We start from the raw sequence: 19,005 nt of genomic DNA on the forward strand, positions 1-19,005 counted from the left end.
ATTGTGTTCCTGATGTTTTGTTATTGTTCTATCCAGCCACTGCGATGCATACCGACTTCATTGGCAGCACCGCTGTATCCGGTATTCAAATCGATCAGGTTGCCGTCTTTACCTAGGGAGACAATAGTGGCATCACCGGGCAGCCCTACGACAGAAAATAAGGAAAAGCGGTCATTTTTCTCTTTATCACTATCATTATCTACGTCACGAATCGCCGAAGCAGTGTGAAGGTCCACCACATAAAAGCGGCTGGAACCGATACTGGGTGTGCAAATGTTAGCCCCCGGGGCAGAGGAAGGTGCATAGGTGCTATAAAGCAACTGTCCGCTGTAAACATCGCCAGTGGTGGTTGTCTTTTCTCCCGAAGCGGAAAGGTTGATATACCAGCCTTTACTACTGTCCAGTAGCGACAAGCCATTAGCGGTTTGCTGATCAGTACCCTGCTGGATAAGGTTACGGCTGGCATCGTACAGATCGCTATGGGAAATAATGTTGGGCGGTGTTGTGCAGTCATTACAACTGCCAAAGCGGTTATAGAAAATATTGGTATCACGGATAACGTAGTAGCGGTCAGTATTTGAAGTGGCCATGGGGTTGGCCCGGTTACCACTGCCCAGTACTACCGCATCATATGCACGTCCCCGGTAAGTAGTTCTCACCAGCTCCGGTTGATACATAAAACGACGATCGTCGATAATATCCGGTGATGGACGTATATCTGTCTCATCTGCCCCAAGTTCTGCAAGCTTGATCATGGACCACAGGGCAGTTTCAACATCGGGAGCATTGGCATCAAGATAAGCCTTACCGATATCGATTCTGAAAACATTGCCACCGGTGTCTGCAAAGTAGACCCGGTCCGTAAGGCCGTCACCATTACTGTCCATGGGGGCGGGGGGTGCCACCACACTCCATTTCAGATCACTGCTTTCGTACTGTATCGGGTTTGCTGTATCAATGGCGTCAGGGGCAGTAAATGATTGGATTAATGACCCTGACGAAGCGTCAACGAAAAACAGGCCACGGCCATTTTGTGAATATTTCCTGACTTTATGAGAGTCACCCGCTGCATCGATAAAATCTTCACCCTGGCGATCATCATCATTGGTTGAGTCATAACCGGCACCAAAGGCAAGAGCATATTTATAGTTGATTGAGCTGGTCGTTACCTCGCCTTCGGTGGTCGTCACCAACTCCCGATGGCCCGGCAAAATAACAGGTACCGGTGTTGACCAGCTTTGGCCAAGCTCGGTAAACCCGGGCATGGTATGGTCAATCCGCCAAAGCAGGGTAGGAGTGCCATCCGGATTGGAAACGTCAATGGCATAGTAACTGCTGCCACCGCGGCGCATGCCGAAATAGAGGATCATGCGATCACCATCGGTATGTTTGATATTGCCGTCTTTGTTATGGTCAAGGCGGATCACGCTTATCTGGCCATCAAGCCCGTAGGGGTGGCCTGCATCATCGCGGTTTTCATAGAGCTTTGCTGCGTTACCGGCGGTTTCTCCGGCAAAGAATGACCAGTTCTCAACCACGTTATTCCCCTGGTCCTCAATAAAATGCAGGACGCCATAGTTGGTGCCAAAAGCCAGTCGTATATCGGGTTTATTTTCACTGTACTCGGTGCCGTCGCCATCAGTATCACCATAATTCAGAGTTACTGGTCTTGAATGCAGAATATCGCCCAGAACCCAGTCCAGCGTATTGCCATTGCTGTCCAGTCCTTTGATCCAGTTAATCAGATCTGTAGCGGTGAAGCTCTCATTACCGTCAAGATTAAAACGGCTCGTATCAATATTATCCAGTGAGCCAATTGACTCCTGATTTTGAGCATTAACCAAATTGGTATAAAACGTCCCCCTTGAGTTTAGAAGGGTTGCCCCTAATCCCCCACTGGCCACATCACTGCCATCATCAACGGTTCCCCAGTACGAACTTCGGCCATCAGCGATCCGGTTGCTGCCATCATCCAGTGCTGCATCACATCGCCGATCAATCACGGTGCCTGGCACGTGATCTTTCAACTCTGTGCAGGAAGGACTGGAGCCATCCTTATAGATTTTCAATTTTTTCAGATTGCCTTTCCATCGAGCGGAGTCGGTCGGGAGGAACATGGCATAGTAAGCATTATCCAGTGACTCTGTTCGCTTGAATGTATTGACGGCAACTGCAGGAGAAACAAAGGTACTGGTTTGCTGGAGAATTTCCCCCAGCGCACCCTGGAATGCTGAAGCGATATCATTGACTACCACACATCCGGTGTCAGAGTCTGTATTGCTGCCAACGGTTGTATAGCAGACACCGTTTCCTTTATCCGCAGTGTCGTATAACAGTGGCTGGTCGGTAGCAAAACCGATGGTGTAGGTAAATGCTTTCTGATTGCCGGTATCAATATCACCATCAAGTCCACCAGGGCCCGGGTTAGCAAGATATTCTGCAAGCTTTGGCAGACAATTTTCACTTATTCCATTGCTGTTATCAGCATAATTATCGCAGCTGGTAATGGGTGTCAGCCCATCGATCAGCAGCCGGGTATCAGACTTGACTGTCGTATTTACGGTAGATTCATTACTCGGCTCCCCATCGGTTACATAAATGATGTACAGGTTTTGGCAGGGTTTAACCACAGGAATATCACCATAATCACTGGTGGTTTTGTATTGGCTTCCCAGAATTTGTTCGACACTGGTATCACGACTATTGGTCAGTTGTGCCCGATATAATTCCCGACCCATAAAAAAGTTAAGGACTTCGTAGTAGGCACCACAAAGAGGTGTTCCGCCTTCTGGATCAATATAATTCAGGTCATTCAGAATATTGCTGCTATCCGGACTTATTCGATGTCTGATATAGCCCCCTCTGCCCCGATCACTGCCATTCAGAAAAGCAGCAAGGCCGAAGTCTACTCCGGGGTTACTATTGATAAGATCGGTAATTGCATTAATTGCCAGGTTAATTCGGGTTCCGGGAGATTGGAATTCAGTCTGATTATACCAGTTAAGGTAATTACCAGGGCAGGTTGCGCCAACAATTGTTCCGAAATAATAAACTCGAGTACATGGGCTGCCATCAACTAATAACTGGTAATTCCAGTAAATGGTGTAGCGGTTACTGGGGTTTCGGCTACCACCATAAGTAATTGATGGGTTATAGGGGCGTTTGGGGATAGAAGGGGCATCATAGTCCATACTCCCGGATGTATCTAACAAGATCATCACCTGGGGTCTGGCATTATTGTTAATATTGGCACCAGTAAACAGTTCCGTGTCGTCAGCACGTGCAGTAAGTTGATACTGTAAAAGTACAGCGATTATTGCTGCAGATTTAATGCTCTGTAAAATCACTTTATGCCACATTCTACGACCAATTTGTTATTAATGTTTATGCTAAAATCAGGATCTCTTGCTGTTTCTATGGGCTTGCAGTTGCCGCTCTACTCACGACAATAACATTCCGATCCCCAGTCGCTGACCCTCCCTGTTCACCCAACATCACTTTATAGGTGTTCATGGCCAGAGAGGTTGTTATGCCTGACTGTGCACTGTCCGTTTGAATCTGGTAAAACTCAACGCTGTAATTACCAACGCCGCTGGCATTCTCGCTGCGGGGTAACGTCTGGCTGGAAGCCTGATAGTGAATGCTTGGGTTGGGCGCTGTATTGTTGGCACCACAGGTATGCGCCATTTGCTGTGCCTGGTCCATTGTATTGTCAGGGTCGTATGGGTTATAGGGAGCCTGGTCCGCCCCACAGATGCCCCGGTCAAAACTGTCCATGCCCATAACCGCAATCTGGTTGAGCGTTGCCTGTGCCTGGTTGAACGTAATCAGCTTTATTTCCGCATTGGCGATCATGCGAGGTGACCGGCTGGACTGGTTAACCAGTGTGACAGCAATAGTGGTCAGCATCATTAGAAACAACAGGGAAACCATCAGAATCATACCGCCCTGTTTTGCTTTGAACTGTGTCATCCCCGGTCACCGATAGGCCTGGTTATAAAGAAAGATGGTGGTACTGGCTAAACGACGATTGCGGTTATCGCCATTGGGCTGAACAGTAATGTCGCCCATCTGGTAGGTGCGAAAATCTTCAAAGCCATTGATTTGATCGGTAGTGGCCAGCAGGTAAAGTTTGATGCTTTGTACGTCATTCCATTGTTCCTCTGTCCAATTATTAGTGTTGGCTGGTGTTCCCTGGTAGCGGTTTACCTGACCATCGCCATTATCATCAATGCCCAGAAATACGCGCATGGCTTCGATATTGTTGGCCAGTGTGGTTTCAACCAGGGCGTCATTGACAAGACGGGTCAGCCTCAGCTGATTATCCCGAAGATAAAACAGGCTGAACTGATATTCCCGAATCTCCTGGTCAGCGGAAATTAACGGGGCATTGGCTGAACGGAAAAGGTGGCCTTCCTGAGTATTGGCGACCAGGTAGTTAGTGTCTGCCACTGGATTGGTCACCACTTCGCCAATTGCCCCCCGGAACAGCAGCCAGTCAGAAGGGAGGCCATCCTCGGCGGTATAATCTCCGGGCTGCCCGGCAGCGCAGCCGAAAATATCGTTACTGGTCCGTCCGGCCATAAATGCGGGGGAAGGGGTCAGGGCTGCGGCAATGCCAGTGCAATCATCGGTAACCGCCAGACCATTTTGATTAATGCTCTCTGGCGGCAAGCCATTGATATACCCTGCCGAGCGAAGGTCGCGGGAGATGATGGCCAGAGCTGTGCGGGCATTATCATTGAGAGTAATCATGGCACTGCTGTCACGCTGGGCGGTAAAGGTGTTGAGATAGAGAACGGCCACACCAGCCAGCAGAAATAGCGAAAGGGTCACGGCGACCATCAGTTCAACCAGGGTAAACCCTCGTTGTCTTTTATAACTGCCGATGGCCCGCGAGTTTTTTATCATGACTTTCCTCACATCCATGTACTGCATCTAACCGATGGTCGTTTGTATTACCATGACCCTGCGAAGATCATTATCTACTGTTGATCGATAGCCTGCATCTGCGTCTCCACAGGCAACCGCTGCCCTGGTATCGGGGCGGGTAAATTTGCCCCGCCAGACAATCGTCAGGGTCACGTCGGTATTATTGATGTTGATGCATGCCCTCGGTGAAATGAGTCCACCCGCGCCTGTGTTTGCAGCAGTTTGCACCTCATTACCAAAGAGAGCTGCCCCCCATTGCCAAAGATCAAAGGCAGCTGTTTGCGCGGGTGAACAGTTGGAATTCATCCCGTCGCAACGGATTACCGGCTGAGCTGGCGCGGCAGCAATATCGCCGTTATAGCTGGCCAGCCCGGAATTATTGGCATTAATACGGGCTAACAGATCCTCAGCCAGTTGTAAGGCAATGGACCGTTGTTGTACTTCAACAATGTTCTTTCGGGACTCAACCACCAGACCGGCAATGCCTAACAATCCCACTGATATGATGATCATGGCCACCAGCACTTCAATCATGGTAAAGCCGTTATTTCTGTTCATCACTTATTTCCTGCCCATTACCAGTATCTGCCTCAAGCTGTTCCTGAACCTTTCCGGTTATCAATAGTGATGTAGCGCCACCACCGTCAATACTTAATGTTGCAGTATGAGAAGCCCCGGCATCATTGATAGAAACATCGGCACCGGTGAAAAGCCCCCGTGCATCAAAACTGAACTGTGCGGCAACCGAATTGATCGCGGTACCGGAAAGGGGAGGGAGTTGCAGTATGGTGACACCATTGGCGGTTACCGTGCCATTGTTGCCTGCCCAGCCATTATCCGGTGAGATAATAACATCAGTACCACGGGTGATCGCTTCTGAGCGGGCAAATGCCAGGATGCTCTGTATCTCTTCGGCGTGGCTGCGGACCCGGTTATTGGCAATACTCTCGGTCAGGGAAGGGTAGGCAATAGCCGACAAAATACCCAGCACGGCAAGGGTGATGATCAATTCAACCAAAGTAAAGCCATCGGGATTTTCCGCTGTGGGCTCTCTTATCTCTTCATCCATCTTTATTAGCGATGCTGTTTCTATTGTTATTAAAAGTCAGGGTTTGTATATCTTTTCTGGTCTCAGTTCTCACGTCATTCGAGATAACCGGTGGCTATTTGCAGATAAATGGCAATGAATATCCCGATATGAGAGAGCTTTCAGGATAAAAAAAGCCAGCCCTGAAACTATCCAAGGCTGGCTTATTAGGATGATCTATCAGGGGACAACTTTTTCACAAACAGTTAACAAACTGTCGTCTGTTAGTTAGGGAAATAGGCACCAAGCTTGGTGGCTAACATCATATTGCCTTCAGCACGCAACTTACCCATCATAAACGCCTGCATGCCATCAATTTCTCCGGACATCACACCGGCCAGGGTTTCGCTGTCCATAATCAGTGTTACGCTTGGGTCGTCATGGGTGCCAGAAACGATATCCAGGCTTCCATCATTAATGATCAGGTGGTAGTCATCAGCATCTTCAATATTAAACTGGAAAACCTCTTCGACGCCTGCGGCTGCATCTGTATTGAAACGGCTCTTCATGGACTCAACGATTTCTGCAGGAGTGCTCATAGTCTCTTTATCCTTCTTCTTAACATTCAGCATTTCTGGTTAGACAAGCCGAATCTTATGAGCATTAGCCGAATGTGTCAATGAAATTCAAACGCTTGTATGAATTCCTGCTGGTAACAACTTTCTGCTCTCATTATTTTTATAGTCCACGGCAAAGATAAATCAGTTATCATAGAGGCCATTTTGATATTGCAACTCGCAAACCTTTTAAGGAGGCTCCTTTGGAGTATCTGGCAGACTTTATTTTGTTTCTGGCCAAAACAGTCACCCTGATTGGCGGTGTGGTGGTTTTAGTGGCTCTGGTGACAGCAATTGGCCAGAAAGCCAGGAAAATGCATAAGGGGCACCTTGAGATTACTCGCCTTAATGAACACTACGAGCACCTTCAGGCAGATTTGAAACATGCCTTGCTGGATAAGGCTGAGCTGAAAAAAGAAGCCAAAGAGCAGAAGGAAAAGGCAAAGCTGGAAAAAAAAGCCAAAAAGAATAAAGAGTGTGAGGAAGAGGGAAAACCAAGAGTCTTCATACTGGATTTTCATGGCGATATTAAAGCCTCAGCGGTCAAATCGCTGAGGGAAGAGATTACGGCGGTTCTTTCTCTGGCAGATAAAGAGCGGGACGAAGTGGTGATCCGGCTGGAAAGTGGTGGTGGCCTGGTCCATTCCTACGGTTTGGCTGCATCCCAGCTGAAGCGAATCCGCGATAAAGGGATTAAGTTGACGGTCACCGTCGATAAAGTGGCTGCCAGTGGTGGCTATATGATGGCCTGTGTTGCCAATCATATTGTTGCGGCACCTTTTGCAGTACTGGGCTCTATTGGCGTAATGGCGCAGTTGCCCAATGTTCACCGTCTTTTGAAAAAGCATGATGTGGATATTGAGTTACACACTGCCGGTGAGTTCAAGCGCACTTTGACAGTTCTTGGGCAAAATACCGAAAAAGGACGGCAGAAATTTATCCAGGATATGGAAGATACACACCTGCTATTCAAGGATTTTGTCAAGACTGAGCGGGAAGTTGTTGATATTGATCAGGTTTCAACCGGTGAAATCTGGTATGGTCAAAAAGCACTGACGCTCAACCTTATTGATGAGATCTGCACCAGTGATGAGTATATCTACCGGAGGGTCGATGAGGTCGATCTGGTACAGGTTGAGTATGTGATGAAAAAAGGCGTTGCCGACAAACTGGGGATGGCGGCTGAGTCAGCCCTGGATAACACCTTAATGAAGTGGTGGGGACGGTTTAACACCAGTCGCTTCTTTTCTTAGCGGTACCCGGTTCTTCAGGTATTCATCATTTTTGTTCTTATCTGCACTGATTAAATTTTGAACTATAGATCTAAATAGCAGTCAAATGTTCCATCAGTTATTCAGATGGACAATAATAATGAACCCTGTAGAAGCATCAGTAACGACTGGTTACCATCATAATCAGTCGCATAATGACAATAGTGTCGGTGAGACTAAGCATTGGGCGCAGTCCAGAACCGTTCGGGCGGTTGCTGGTGTGGCCGTGTTAGCTTTAGGTGGGCTTGCGGGCTTGGCTGTTTCTTTTTTTGCCAGCCCCTTGGCTGCGATTATTGCTGCTGGTGCCGTAACTGCAGTGCTTGGCGTGTGTATCATTGGGTATTTTTACCATCATAGGGGTGAAAATAGTACAACGACACCACCTGATATACAGTCGCCAGAGCCCATCTCAGCGGATACAGGTAGTCCTGAAGATTCTATTCAGCCATCGCCATCCACTACTTCGTATGTTCCACCATCGCTGCCGACGCCATCCACTGCTTCGTATGTTCCACCAGCGCCGCCGACGCCATCCACTGCTTCGTATGTTCCACCAGCGCCGCCGACGCCATCCACTGCTCCTTATGTAAACCCGCCTGAGTTTGCACATAATGCTTCTTATGTGCCATCGGTGCCACCTCCATACTCCGCCTATGCTGAGCCTCCTACTTCAGCAGGGAATGCGGCTGCGCATGTGCCTTCAGTTACATCAAATCCCCTTCCTGACGAGCCTCCCCCGGCCTACACGCCATTACCGGGATTCGTTGTAGCAGACCCTTTTGAGTCGCCACCACCTTATAAAATAGTGGGGCCAGAGGAATATATACAGATGCAGGAAACACGTGTTGATGCTTTGTTGAGGCAGCATGGGGAAACTATTTATCGAAGTGGCCGAGACGGTAATTGCCTTTACGATGCAGCAGCCCACCAATGCCCGGAAATAGCCAGAGATGCAACAGACCTTCGTCAACAGGTCGCCCGTTTTGCAAGAGAATGGCAGCAGCGCTATCCAGATGGCAACATTAATTTTTCACCCATCGAGGCACGAGCCTATGCTCGATTACAAGGTGATGTTGGTTACGTAACTGGCGATACCACAATAGCTAATGGACTTGACGAAATAGCCGTTCCGGGATGTTTTTCAGACCATATAGATACTTTTTTCCTGGCACAGGTTGCCAAAATGCCAGTCATTGTCATAGATATTGATAACAACGTGACTATTGCTGTCGATGAAAATGGTCAATTCATTGATTGCCTTGGAGCTTATGACAGTAGCCTGGTTCCCCAAGGAAAAATTCTCCTGGTGCGTGATGGCCCCCACTTTATGGGACGGCAGATGGCGCAGAATTAATTATTCTGCTCCATATCTGTCTTAATCCCTTCTCAAGCGTTCTGACAGGGCAATAGGGGATTCAAAGCGGAACACGACGATGTAGGAAGATACCAGCAGTGAGAGTATCGCTGTTGCCTGGATAATATGCGCTGAAATCTCGCCAATCAGATTCTGTCCGCTGGCAAAAGCCGCTATCAGTATTGAAAACTCACTGGTCTGACCTAATCGAAAGCCGACTTCCCAGGCTGTGGACCGATTTTCACTGACCTTGCGCAGCAGAAAACCAAAAACCACCGGCTTGATCAGGATAACAGCCCCGGTCATAACCGCTGCCGGGAAAAGTACCTGGCCAAGAAGGTCAAGGTTGAAACTGGCCCCGATAGAAAAGAAGAACAACACCAGGAAAAAATCTCGTAACGGTTTAAGATTGATGGCTATATATTGGGCGATTGGACTGGTGGCAATACTGATACCGGCAATAAAGGCACCAATTTCATAGGAGAGGTTCAGGCTATGAGCTAACTCCGCAAAGCCAAGACACCAGCCCAGGGCCATCAAAAACAGATATTCATGAAAACGGTCAAAGCGGACCATCAGTGGCAGCAGCAGGTATTTGACCAGCATAATAGCGGTGAAGATCAAGGCTGGCAGGGCGATAAATGCCATGATCAGTTCGTTGTAGTTGGTGCTATGTGATGGACTCAGATTGTAAAGCAGAAGAAGTGCAATAATGGCCATCAAATCCTGCAGAAGCAGCAGGCTGACCATGATTTCACCAGTATGTCTGTGATGCAGCACGGTGGTTGGCAAAAGTTTTATGCCAATGATCGTGCTGGAAAACATCATGGTTGCACCAATGATGATAGCCTCATTCTGGGGCAGACCAAATGTCAGCCCGAGTCCATAGCCCGTCAAGGCAAAGAGAAATGAACTCAGTAAACCAACGGTAGCCGTTTTCCTGAGCAGATGGGCAAGGTGGCTTGGCTGCATATCCAGCCCGAGAAGGAACAGCAAAAAGATGATGCCAACATGGGCAATATCATTGAGGAGATTAGTGTCATTAACCACTTCCAGTCCAAACGGACCCAGTATGGCTCCGAGGGCTATATAGGCTACCAGCAGAGGCTGACGGGTGAACAAGGCTCCAGTAGCGAGAATCGCTGCCCCGGTGAAAATAAGAAAAAAAGAGAAGAGCAGGGAACCGCTTTCCATCATTCAGGCTCATTCTTGGATTATTTATGGAAAGGACAGTATAACCAACAGTTTGGTTTTCGTGCAGAAGAAGGGAAAAATCTCTTCCAAATAAGGAAGAGATTCCAAACTGTGGTTAAAGCTGATGCCTCAACCGATACACAGGTGATAATTTATCGGCAGCGGTTTGATAGTTCTTACTAAATGTTCTCAGAGCCGCCAGGGCATAATCCGGATTCTGATCTTCCCTTAATCTGAAACTACTGAATCCACAGCGCTTGAGGTAATAGAGCTGGTCCACAAGAATGTCGCCTATGGCTCTAATATCCCCTCGGTAATCAAAGCGTTCCCGAAGCAAACGGGCCAGAGAGTAGCCACGACCATCCATAAAACGAGGAAAGTTAACGGCGATGACTTCAAACTGGTTCAGGGTATTAGCCACCGTTTCAGGTTCGTCGTCACTGTCAAACCAGATGCCAACCTGACCTTTATGCAGGCCATTGGCCTTAACAGCCTGATCAATTGACGACACATGAAAGAGCACATTGCCATCAGGTACTACGGACTCTTCCGGATCCTGTTGCAGAATCTGAAAGTCATCAATACTGATTTGCTGATCCTTAAGCAGCTTTGGCATAAACCTTCTCCTTGAATGGCTGCACACCAACCCGTCGACAGGTATCGATAAAACGCTCTTCCGGAGTGCGGAGCTCGACGTAGGTCTTCAGGATTTTATCGATGATGTCCGGCACTTCATCCATTTTGAAAGAGGGTCCAAGGATCTTGCCCAGAGACGCGTCATGCCCGGATGCACCACCGACCTGAACCTGGTAATACTCTTCACCTTTACGATCAACACCCAGAATACCAATATGACCGACATGGTGATGACCACAGGCGTTCATACAACCGGAAATGTTCAGATCCAGCTCGCCAATATCATGTAGAAAATCCATATCATCAAACCGTCGCTGAATGCTTTCTGCCAAGGGAATGGAGCGGGCATTAGCCAGTGCACAGAAGTCGCCTCCCGGGCAGCAGATCATATCGGTAAGCAGTCCCTGGTTAGGTGTTGCCAGGTTCAGTGGTTTCAGTGTTAGCCAGAGTTCATGGAGCCTGCTTTGGGGAACATCGGCAAAAATCAGATTCTGCTCGTGGCTCACTCTGAGCTCGCCAAAGCTGAACTGGTCAGCAAGGTCTGAGATAGCTTCCAGTTGCTCGGCACTGGCATCTCCCGGAGCATCAGCCGTTGCCTTCAGAGTCAGGGTGACAGCACTGTACCCCGGCTTTTTATGGGGATGGACATTTCGTCTGAGCCACAGTTGAAAATCCGGTTCGGCGGATAAAGCCAGGTCAGTCAAGTCGATATTGGCCAGCTTCTCGTAGTCAGGCTCAGTAAAAAAAGATTGAACCCGATCAATCTCCTGTTGGGGAAGCCGGGCATCGGTTTCTTTCAGTTGAGACCACTCATTTTCAACCTTCTTGGCAAAAACCTCTGGCGTTAGTGCCTTCACCAGAATTTTAATTCGGGCCTTGTACTTGTTATCCCGCCGTCCATAACGGTTATAAACTCTCAGTACTGCATCCAGATAACTCAGGAGGTGCTCTGGTTCAAGGGATGGTTTGATAACGGAGCCCACCATGGGTGTTCTCCCAAGACCACCACCAGCCAGGATTTTAAATCGAACGTCATTATTTTCATTTAAGAAAGCATGAATGCCGATATCATGTACCTGTGTTGCTGCCCGATCCTGTTCACTGCCACAAACCGCTATCTTGAATTTTCTGGGAAGATAAGCGAATTCCGGATGGAAAGTGGACCATTGCCGGATAATTTCACACCAGGGGCGGGGATCTATAATCTCATCGTGTGCTACACCAGCAAACTGATCTGTTGTGGTATTACGGATACAGTTGCCGCTGGTCTGAATAGCATGCATTTCGACAGAGGCCAGTTCTTCCAGAATTTCCGGGACTTCTTCCAGCCTTGGCCAGTTCAACTGAAGGTTCTGTCGGGTGGTAAAGTGGACATACCCTTTATCGTAACGTCTGGCAATGTAGGCCAGTTTACGCATCTGTATACTGCTCACCATACCGTAGGGAATAGCAATGCGTAGCATGGGGGCAAAGCGCTGTACATAAAGCCCATTCTGAAGACGAAGAGGCAGGAATTCATCTTCTGGCAACTCACCAGCGAGAAAACGACGAGTCTGGTCCCTGAACTGCAGGACTCTCTCATCGACTATCTGCTGGTCGTAATCATCGTATTTATACATGAATTGTTCGTCTGATTAGCCACATCCAGGGAGCAGGTCATAAACCTGGGACAGAGGAAGAATACTGATTTTTACTTATAAGTAAAACTATTATTTATTAATAAAAGTAGGCTAAAAAGTAATAAATCAAAGGGGTGCAATAAGTTGATGGTTGGTCAGGGTTTCGCTAGTTTAAATGAGTTGGGTCGATATGTGCCCTTTTGACAGTATTAAGGAGATAAATAATGAAAGACAGTACAATTGATGCCATTGCGGCTGTTGCATTGATAATGCTGGTTGTTGCGACGGCGGTATACTGGGTCAGTTCTCAGTAAAAGCTTAGGTGTTTTGAGTGACGACATACACCACAGATATAAGTATCAAAACAAATAGTGCGGTTCCGGCGATACCAGCGATGATGTAGTGCGCTGGCTTTCCCTGTTGGAAATCCCTTTCCAGATTAGCCCTTTTCTGGACACCGAATGCAGCAGACAGCGCACTCAACACCACTGATTTAATGCCTGTCCCTTTTCTTTCTGACATCAGCCAACTCTCTTTATCAACTGTTAACATGACCATATTATGATCTTGTTATTTCAGTTGGCAAACAGGTAAGACTAATTGAGGACGATAACCCTGATCCTGTATTGGGTATCTCTGGCTGCAAAGTAACCGATCCAGCTATCTTTATCAGCGTCTGTCCATGATACCAGTTGATCAGCCAACATTTGGGTACCTCTGGCACCCAGGTCTTTGACATAGGGAAGTAACACATAAGCCATTGCACCGAGAACCAGGCCATTGGTTGCGGATGTCACTGCTCTTTGCAAGGCAATGTTCAAACCACCGGTAGTGTAGTAATTCAATACCCCATTCATGGCGTAATAGGTTGCTATCGGGATAATGGTTGCTGCTGCTACAGGTACTACATAGCCTCTGATGTTTTCGGGCAGAGGGATCAGTTGATATCCTGATGAAGTTATCGCCTCCGCCCGCTCACCAATAGAGGTTATCTGGTGCTGCAGATTGGCGATCAGGTTTAAATCCTCTGAACCTGAAAGGCTCAGGCGTTCATCCTGACCTGCAGGTATCATTTCATTTAACTGGTAAAAACGATACCCGATTTCCAGCAACCCGGCTCCTGATGCAAGGGCGTAAGCTGACGTCGCATCCCACCCCCTGCCTTTAAAGTACTTCATATAGCCATTGTGAATGGTGTATTGAATACTGGTCTTTATCGAGTTGTTAAAATCACCGGCAAGGTCAGGCAAATGGTCAAAGCCCAAGTCTCTTCGAATTAAAGACAGTGCATCTCCGGGAACGTTGTTAATCATATTGAGGCCATACCCGACCATCAGCATGGCGATACCGTCAATGGTTTCATCATTCAGGCTATGGAGCATGGGCCATTTCCCAAAGACCTGATGCAAACGACCTTCGTTATGCAGCGTCTTCAGTGAACTGCCAACAACGGAAGACATGCAGCTAAGCATTCGATTGGTGGGTGTTGTCCTCATGAAAAGTCTGAACGTTTCTATCTTGCTCGTCTCAATTACGTTTTTTTCAATTTTCCCGGTGTTGACTACCGCCGCTGCTGGTCTTTGTGGATCGCCGGTGACCTTTTCGCCATGATTTGTCAGTAATGAATATGCCGTAAAGCCTTCAACAAAATCCGAAGCGCACTGGGCAAAGAGAGAGTCAGTATCCGTAAACACCTGATTCTGGACAAGGTTCCTGATTGAATGAATAACATCAAGACCCAGAAGTAAATAATTCCATCGTAAAAGGTTTTGCCAGAATGAGTGTGGCTGCCAGGTTACCATGTTCATGGCAATAATGGGGACCACCTGAGGAACAAATGCACCCACAGCGGCTACCCTGGAAAGGTTTTCTTCCTTCTCAAGTATGATTTTTACTTTTTTACCCACCATTTCATCCGTGGTATTCAGTGTCAGGTTAATGAAACGATCATTATTTGTTCGTTGGATTTTCCCATTTTCAACAACAGAAGTTTCCTGGTCGTGCCAGTACATTCTGTTTGACTCTGCGTCTCCTGAACTGAAAAAAGCATGCTTATGTTCTGATTGAAGTCGTATGGGTATTTTACCGTAAATTTGTTCTTTTAATATCTCGGTATCAATTTCCAGTTGAAGTGGTGTGTTGTCTTTTACTGTAATTTCCACAGAATTGTTATTGCCGGGAGATAGCTTCGAAATATTAACTGCAAAAGAATTAACCGGGAAAACTGAGAAGACAAAAAATATCAAAAAGCTTTTGCAGTTAAATAACTCAGGTATGAGTGACAGCAGGGGTGGGGGATAATAATCAGTCGTATCTGATTTAAATGTTTCAGGTTTTTTTCTGGATTTTAAGGATAATAGAAAAGCCATTATTTACCACCTAAGTAGACAGGCTTTCCTTTGCCACAGAAAAATCTGGAATAATATTGTTTAAAGTTGTTATCTCTGTTATGGAGACGAATTTTCAAATATTTTAAACGAATTTAAGATTTTTTTATCATAATTAATTGAGATACAAAATTTTTTTTTATTCCCTTTGTATTTCCATAAATGGGTTAATAAGAATTTATATCTATTATCAAAATCAGTTTTTCAACTGCCGATCTTCAGTGACCACATCTATACGGTAACGAATCGTATCTGCCAGAAAATATTCTGACCAGCTTCCAGGCTCTGCCTCCATATATTGAAGAATTGGCTTTTGTACAGTGTTTGCTGCCCAAATACCATACCTCTGAAGAACAGGTGACAATAAATGCGTGGCAGCACCAAGCACCATTCCTTCATAAGTGGCGTCAAATAGTTTAAACACCGGAGATGAGACATCAGATCCGGTGGTTAATTTAAATGCACCATAAATAACTGCAGGTATTGCGACACCCAGTGTCAGTAGTTGAAGTTCAGATAATTCCGGTAGGGCCAGGGCCTTATTAATCGATACTCCTATTGCTTCGGCCCGCTTGGTCAATGAATGAAGCTGATGAGTCTGGTCGCGGCCAGCCATCCCCTGTTGGGCATAAAGCCTCAACAGGATTTCAATAACCCCGGCACCCGTGGCCATTGGCAGAGCGTAGTGCTCATTAAAATTATGAGCTTTGAGTTGGCCCTTAAAGAGATCTTCATACCCTGCATGAAGAGTATATTGGGTGGCTTTAACGATTGACCGGTCCAGTTCATTCTGTAACGAAAGATCCTCAATTGCATTAGAAAAACCAATGGTTTGCTTCAGTAACTTGAAGAAGTCTCCCGCCTCAAAGGCAAAGGTATTAAAGCCATATCCGACCATGATTTTTGCCAGGCCATTGATCGACTCTTTGTTCAGTCCCTGCAAATATTGCCACTCGTCACCAATGTGATTTTTCTGAATATCAAACAGTGTTGATGCCACTGTGTTTGAGATACAGTCCATCAGCCTCTTGAAGGGGGCGCTCATAACATATGCCCGGATGGTTTGGCTTTTGGTTCTGGAAGATGCCGAAGTTTCTCCATAATTGGCAGCTTCAAAAAGCAGGAACCCTTCAATGAAATCTGCTGAACATTGCGTTGCCAGGGATTTATGGTTACTAAACGTTTGGCTCAGAACAAGGTTTCGAATCGATTTAACAATATCACCTCCCAATAGTTTATAATTCCATCTCATCAGTGCTTCGTAGAAAATAACGGGCTTTGGACCGAATGTAACTTCATCCATGAAGATAACAGGAATCATTTGAGGAAAAAATGCAGCCAGTGCTGATAGCCTGGAAAGATCTTTCTCTTTTCTTATTCTGATTTTTATAATCTTGCCAAAATGGCTTGGGTCTGGTGTGAGTGTTATATAAACCAGCTCATCATTATTAACTCTTTTGTTACTTTCTTTTTTCAGTGCATTAATTTGGTCGTGCCATAATATCTGCTGTTCACCATTTTCAAATAGCAGACTTTCATTTTCCAAAATAAGTTGTACAGGAATGTTACCCTGAAGATCTTTCTCAAGACCTTTGGTATCAATGGCAATTGTGATTTCCTGCTGTTCTGAAGCTACTATTTCTAAATCAGAATTACTGTCTGGCGATAAAAGGTAAATTTCATTTTGATGGGATGCGCAAGCCAGTGAGGCGTTACACAATAAGAAAATCAAGGATAATAACCCGGCAAATCGAAGGGTTTGGAAACTCTTGAAGCGGTCATTAGACACAATTATTCTTGGCATACCTACCATCCTGAATGGGAGGCATTCCCTTGCCATTTCAATCTAAGGTTAACTATTTCAGGCTAGCTACCGTTAGCCTGAAATAATCTGACGATTATAATTGGTGTTTGCTTATTATTAGGCAATAAATTAGTGAAAAAGTTTCTCAATGTGAGAAATATCGCTATTGCTTCCGGTCAAAACCACAATATCACCGGCATTTAAAATCATTCCGACTTGTGGTTGCAGCACCATATTATCTCGACGGACCTCGACAATTGAAACGTCGGTGCCTTTAAAGTCAAGAGACTCGATGGTTTTCTGATCTGCTGCACATTTTTTGCCCAGGGTAACGGCATGGCGATAGGTTTTCTTATCATTCTCCAGCAAATAATCACTGATGCCCGGATAAAAGCCGTTGAGGATTTCATACCCTTTGGTTCTGGCTTCATGGACTCTTTGACGAACACGGATAGGGTTCATACCCAGCATCAACAGGGCATGCTTGACAATAACCAGGCTTGACTCGAGCACCTCTGGAATAACCACCGTTGCCCCGGCCTTTTTCAATGCGTCTGACTGACTGTCATCCCGCGTGCGAACAAGAACGGGAACCTCGGGCGATTTTTGTCGAACTGCCTGTAGGATTTTAAGCGCATTTTCCGGGCGGTCGATACAGATAACCACCTGACTTGCCCGCTCCAGTCCAACGGCCATCAGCAGTTCTAACTTCCTGCAGTCACCAAAGAAGACCGGATCACCGGCAAGACCCGCTTCATGTACATGAATAGGGTCATCATCAATGGCAACATAGGCTTTGTTTTCCTGGGTCAAAAAGCGGGCAATGGTCTGCCCGACACGGCCATAACCACAGATCAGGGTATGGTGGTGTATATGGGCAGTTTGCTTGCGAACTTCCTCTTCTTTTATCCGATGAATACTCTGTTCGGATTTATCGAACTTGACCAGTTTAACGATGGCATTGCTGTTTCTGATCAGAAGCGGCGCAATGATCATCGATAAGATGGTAATCGCGAGTACAACGGAAGTCAGGTTGCCGCCACTCTCACCATATTGCGATGCCAGGGCAACCAGGGCGAAACAGAACTCGCCACCCTGGGCCAGGGACAGGCTGGTTCTGAGGGAGATATTTTTGCTCTCGGCAAAGGTTCTGGTCAGTGTGTAGATCACCAGAAACTTAAAGACAATCAATGCTACTGTACCCAGTAGAATCTCTTTCCAGAAAGTGACCAGCACATCCATATCCAGCATTAAGCCAACAGATACGAAAAACAGCCCGAGGAGCACATCCCGAAAGGGTTTGATATCGGCTTCAACCTGATGTTTGTAGTGGCTCTCACCCATCATCATGCCAGCCACAAAACCGCCCAGAGCCATGGATAAATCCATTGCATGTGAGAGCCAGGCGGCCATCAGGGCAATAACCAATGCCATAAGAACAAACAGTTCTTCACTCCTGGCCTTGGCAACCTCGTGAAAAATATGAGGGAGAACCCATTTGCCAATGGCCAGCATGATCACCACAAACACAACCCCTTCGGCAAAGGCAAACCCAAGGGAGGAGGCAATGGAGTCACTACCTCCACCGATCAGGGCGGGAATCATAATCAGAAAGACAACGGCGGCAATATCCTGAAATAGCAGGACACCGATGGCCAGCTGCCCTTGGCGGGAACGTATTTCGTTACTCTGGGTGAGTTCCTTGGAGACAATCGCGGTGGAGGAGAGCGCCAGTGCCGATGCACAGACAAAGGATGTGAGTAGGGCAAAATCAAAAGCGATCAGAATGCCAAAAATGCCGACTCCTGTCAGGAGTACCTGCAACCCACCCAGGCCAAATACCTCTTTTTTCATGGCCATAATGGTTTTCATGGAGAATTCCAGGCCTAAGGTAAAGAGCAGGAAAACCACCCCGATCTCGGCCAGCAGGGCAATATCAAAGTCCTGCTGTATCAGTCCGGACGTTGTTGGTCCAAGAATGATGCCTACAAATAAATAACCCAGGCTTTCCGGCAGTTGGAATCGCTTGAAAAAGGCAATAGTGACGGCTGACAGAGCCAGAATAAGCATGAGTTGATTGAAAAATGTAAAGTCCATGGGATCGCCAGCTGAATTTATTAATGCCCAGAGAGAGTATAAGCAAAAACATCGTATTGTAGTTATA

The 19,005-nt window shown here is 46.8% G+C and carries 15 protein-coding genes; 2 read left to right on the top strand and 13 right to left on the bottom strand.

The features are described 5' to 3' along the window. Positions 1-20 precede the first annotated feature (20 nt). The 6 genes from J7439_RS19215 to J7439_RS19240 all read right to left on the bottom strand — a co-directional run bounded on the left by J7439_RS19215 (position 21) and on the right by J7439_RS19240 (position 6,558). Positions 21-3,212, bottom strand: coding sequence for a pilus assembly protein (locus J7439_RS19215; protein ID WP_209203568.1), 3,192 nt, complete (start codon positions 3,210-3,212; stop codon positions 21-23). A 202-nt stretch (positions 3,213-3,414) separates the two neighbouring features. Further along, positions 3,415-3,972: a pilus assembly PilX N-terminal domain-containing protein gene (locus J7439_RS19220; RefSeq protein WP_209203569.1), complete on the bottom strand. Its 558-nt coding sequence runs from the start codon at positions 3,970-3,972 to the stop codon at positions 3,415-3,417. A gap of 6 nt (positions 3,973-3,978) precedes the next feature. After that, positions 3,979-4,911: a PilW family protein gene (locus J7439_RS19225; RefSeq protein ID WP_209203592.1), complete on the bottom strand. Its 933-nt coding sequence runs from the start codon at positions 4,909-4,911 to the stop codon at positions 3,979-3,981. Between the two features lie 27 nt (positions 4,912-4,938). After that, the gene (pilV, locus tag J7439_RS19230) at positions 4,939-5,490 is read right to left on the bottom strand and encodes a type IV pilus modification protein PilV (RefSeq protein WP_209203570.1); all 552 of its coding nucleotides are present in this window, start codon (positions 5,488-5,490) and stop codon (positions 4,939-4,941) included. Then, positions 5,477-6,001, bottom strand: a complete 525-nt coding sequence (locus J7439_RS19235) for a GspH/FimT family pseudopilin (protein ID WP_209203593.1) — start codon at positions 5,999-6,001, stop codon at positions 5,477-5,479. The genes pilV and J7439_RS19235 overlap by 14 nt, the downstream gene beginning before the upstream one ends. Positions 6,002-6,243: 242 nt before the next feature. Beyond that, a complete protein-coding gene (locus J7439_RS19240) occupies positions 6,244-6,558 on the bottom strand; it encodes an SCP2 sterol-binding domain-containing protein (protein WP_209203571.1) in 315 nt (104 codons plus the stop codon). Between the two features lie 221 nt (positions 6,559-6,779). On the opposite strand from J7439_RS19240, the gene sohB reads away from it, so the two are divergent. Both sohB and J7439_RS19250 read left to right on the top strand, forming a co-directional pair. After that, positions 6,780-7,829 (top strand): protease SohB, encoded by a 1,050-nt coding sequence (sohB, locus tag J7439_RS19245; protein ID WP_209203572.1) that lies wholly within the window; start codon positions 6,780-6,782, stop codon positions 7,827-7,829. Between the two features lie 118 nt (positions 7,830-7,947). Then, positions 7,948-9,201 carry an OTU domain-containing protein gene (locus J7439_RS19250; protein WP_209203573.1) on the top strand — a complete coding sequence of 418 codons (1,254 nt, stop codon included), beginning with the start codon at positions 7,948-7,950 and terminating at the stop codon, positions 9,199-9,201. A 21-nt stretch (positions 9,202-9,222) separates the two neighbouring features. On the opposite strand, the gene J7439_RS19255 is transcribed toward J7439_RS19250, so the two are convergent. The 7 genes from J7439_RS19255 to J7439_RS19285 form a co-directional block, all read right to left on the bottom strand. After that, complete coding sequence (locus J7439_RS19255) at positions 9,223-10,395, bottom strand: cation:proton antiporter domain-containing protein (RefSeq protein ID WP_209277460.1); 1,173 nt, start codon at positions 10,393-10,395, stop codon at positions 9,223-9,225. A gap of 115 nt (positions 10,396-10,510) precedes the next feature. Then, on the bottom strand, positions 10,511-11,011 hold the full coding sequence (locus J7439_RS19260; RefSeq protein ID WP_209203575.1) for a DUF934 domain-containing protein: 501 nt from the start codon (positions 11,009-11,011) through the stop codon (positions 10,511-10,513). Further along, positions 10,995-12,650, bottom strand: coding sequence for a nitrite/sulfite reductase (locus J7439_RS19265; RefSeq protein ID WP_209203576.1), 1,656 nt, complete (start codon positions 12,648-12,650; stop codon positions 10,995-10,997). Before J7439_RS19265 ends, J7439_RS19260 begins: the two co-directional genes overlap by 17 nt. Before the next feature lie 318 nt (positions 12,651-12,968). Continuing rightward, positions 12,969-13,202, bottom strand: a complete 234-nt coding sequence (locus J7439_RS19270) for a DUF2970 domain-containing protein (RefSeq protein WP_209203577.1) — start codon at positions 13,200-13,202, stop codon at positions 12,969-12,971. 44 nt (positions 13,203-13,246) lie between these two features. Continuing rightward, positions 13,247-14,812: a hypothetical protein gene (locus J7439_RS19275; RefSeq protein ID WP_209203578.1), complete on the bottom strand. Its 1,566-nt coding sequence runs from the start codon at positions 14,810-14,812 to the stop codon at positions 13,247-13,249. A gap of 421 nt (positions 14,813-15,233) precedes the next feature. Continuing rightward, entirely contained in the window at positions 15,234-16,841 is a 1,608-nt protein-coding gene (locus J7439_RS19280) for a hypothetical protein (RefSeq protein ID WP_209203579.1), read from the bottom strand. 129 nt (positions 16,842-16,970) lie between these two features. After that, entirely contained in the window at positions 16,971-18,938 is a 1,968-nt protein-coding gene (locus tag J7439_RS19285; RefSeq protein WP_209203580.1) for a monovalent cation:proton antiporter family protein, read from the bottom strand. Between the last annotated feature and the right edge of the window lie 67 nt (positions 18,939-19,005).

It is taken from the genome of Salinisphaera sp. G21_0 (assembly GCF_017744115.1).
GTDB lineage: Bacteria > Pseudomonadota > Gammaproteobacteria > Pseudomonadales > Endozoicomonadaceae > Endozoicomonas.